The 2,878-nt window shown below is 40.7% G+C and carries 2 protein-coding genes; both read left to right on the top strand.

What is annotated here, in order from left to right; genetic code table 11:
• Window positions 1-44 precede the first annotated feature (44 nt).
• Window positions 45-1,274 carry a hypothetical protein gene (locus D6774_04465; GenBank protein RME77437.1) on the top strand — a complete coding sequence of 410 codons (1,230 nt, stop codon included), beginning with the start codon at window positions 45-47 and terminating at the stop codon, window positions 1,272-1,274.
• Window positions 1,275-1,388: 114 nt separating this feature from the next.
• Window positions 1,389-2,878, top strand: a 1,490-nt coding sequence (locus tag D6774_04460; GenBank protein ID RME77436.1) for a hypothetical protein, incomplete at its 3' end; no start/stop codon positions are given.

Raw genomic sequence — 2,878 nt, 5'->3', positions numbered from 1 at the left:
ATCTTTAAGTGGATAAAATACGAGAAGCAAATGGGGAATATTGAATGAATGCACTTGATTTAACAACGGTCAAAAAATCACTTGAAAAACGTGAAGAGGTTCAAGAACAACTCCAACCTAAAATTCGGTCAGATGAACGGCAGTTGAAGTGGATCAACAAATGGATTGAAAACCTTGAACATGATAAAAATGTGTATGCGGTTACGCTTGATTATGTTGTTCCGAACCTTCCGGGGTTTGAAAGTTTTTTCGGTAAGAAATTCAAGAATAAATTCCTTCCTACAAGAGACGAGTACAATCTAGTTGTCCAAGTAGAACAGGACCTTAATTCTGGGCAATATACAACTCCTAATATTGAAGAATTTATACGGGAAATTGAAAAGAGCATAGATAGACTGGCTTCTAAGAGTCCCGATCCTGAACTTATTAGGCGCATGGCAAATTCTAAGAAGGTGTTGCATGCAAAGAAGTATCTGGAAGAATTGCGTTACTTGCAAGAGCAGCTCAACAAGCTACAAGATGATGATGAAAAATGGACGTATTTTAGAAATGAATTTTACAAGAACAGAGATGGGATTGCAAGAATCATAGAAAAACGATTTGGTGATGAGCGCTTTGCGTTTTTTCTTATGGATTTCTTTCATAAACATCACGAAGACAGGGAAGGGATTAAACGAGTATATCAAGAAGTAATACGGCATATGCAAAGTCCTCAAGGCATTCTTGAAGTGGAAAAAGAGGCGCTTGCAGAACTTCACGAAATTGTGGCGAATTACCTTAAAGCATTGCGTGAAAACCTCGAAGAATTAAGAACGTGGATGATTAAAGAGCTGAAGCGAAAAAAGCGTGATTATGAATTGCGCATTGAGAACGCAGGGAGGCCACTCTATCACTTCTTCAAAAAACAAGATAAGCTTATTCAAGATTCTGCAGCGTTACGCGCAGAACAAAAACAAGTTGTTGAGCAGATCAAACGGTCGCAAGAAGAAGTTACAAGACTCAGAAGAAATAGGGAATTTATGCGTAACAAAGCACAACGAACAGATGACTTTGAAGAAAAGAAGAAACTGTGGGAACAAATACTTGCAACGGATAAGCTCATTAAGGCAAAACTGGAACATGCGGCAGATCTTGTGGCGCGTTTAGGTATTACAGAAGAGGCGCTTCGCAAAATGCTTAGAGAGCTTGAGAAGGAGTCTGAACAGGTTATTTCAAAAGCTGAAAAGTTCGAACGTTCTCTGAAGACAACATCGCAGGAGGAAAATCCTGCTTGAAACAATGTCAGGAACAAACAAGACGTTAATGAGATTAACAAAAAGGGTGAATTTACTCCTTGACAGGAGAATCTTTATAAAAATAAAACGCGCAGTTCTTGAAAAGAGGTGGGCATGAATCAAAAACACATCATAGGAATCGTCGCGCTGTTCATACTGCTCTTCTTCATCACCACTCCCGTAGTTGAAGCTCAAAGCGCAAGCAATGGATTTGAGCGCATAGGAAACTTCTTCAAAAACCAAGAATACAAAGAAAACTCTCAACTCATAGACTTCCTAATCTATTTCATACTCTTCTTTTCTATTAGTTGGTTGGGCCTTGGAAGAGGCCTTAACATGGATGAACAAAACCGCGGAGCAGTTGTAGGAATATCATTAGCACTCGCACTCATCTTTGCATGGGGACTCTCACAAAAACTCCCCATAGCACACCTTTTTGTTGTAGGAAAAGTACTGCTCTTCGTAGTCTTTGTCATCTTACTCTACACTCTTTTTGCATCCACCATCATAGGAAAAGACTCATTCGGAAAAAAATTCCTCTCATTCATACTAGCACTTATTGTTGCATACTTTGCACTTACCTTTCTCAACTTTACCATTTGTACCTTTGAAAACCCTGATACGGGTGCTTGCTCTGCAGGACCGCTTAATTCCGCATACCATTATGCAGAACGCGTAACGGGGGGAGATCTCTCCAAAATGCCCTTTTACAACACACAATATGTGCCATCAGGCATAGGTGGTGCAAGCGCAGGACTACTAGGACAAGACATCTCTTCAAATCAATGTGAAGGAGGAACGAGAATTGACCTGCACTTTGCAGAGAGTGATAAGCGTTTTACTCACAAGAAGGATCTTTTACGCTTTATCTCAAAACTAAGGCCGGGACAGCAAGTCTATCTTTACAGTTTCTCACAAGAAGAGGAAGACCCTGCACTCAACCAAGAATCCGCAGTATATGCTGTTGGAAGAAAAGAAGTCGTTGAAAAAGAATTCCTCAAACAAGTAAAAAAACGCGATGACCTTTTTGGTAACAACCCTCCTGTGCTCATCTCAAAAGTCATGGGGCCAACATCCTTGTTTTCAGATTACAAGCAAGCACAAGGGATTTCCGTTAAGAACAATGAGAACATCAGAGTGATTCTTTCCACCATGCCCATAGCAGACTTTGTTCCAGCACCAGCAGTGAACACGCTTATAGAATGTACCGGCACCAATGTGTTCGTTGAATGTAACGACAAAAAAGACAATGATAAAGATGGCCTTGTGGATCTTGACGATCCTGATTGTGAAAATGATCGCGATCCAACAGAATTTACTGAGGGGACTTGCGAGGAACTAGTGGAGCAAGCACGTGAGAATAATTTTAACTTTGAAATAGAACTTGACAAATGGCAAGATGAATACAATGATGTGCGTGATAGGTGGGAACTCATCCTTGAAAGATGTGAACAGCAAGCCCCAGAATCCCGCGCATATGAGCAGGCATACGGCCACTACTATTACTACAAAGGTGTCTGGGAATACTATGTTGCAGCAACTTGCGAGGATAGGGTTGCAAGCCTTGAATCTTTCGAAAAAGCAGCAACAGTTGGATTTGATCT

The organism is Candidatus Woesearchaeota archaeon, assembly GCA_003695435.1.
Lineage (GTDB): Archaea > Nanobdellota > Nanobdellia > Woesearchaeales > UBA11576 > J101.
This window is presented reverse-complemented; position numbering and strand designations above follow the sequence as displayed.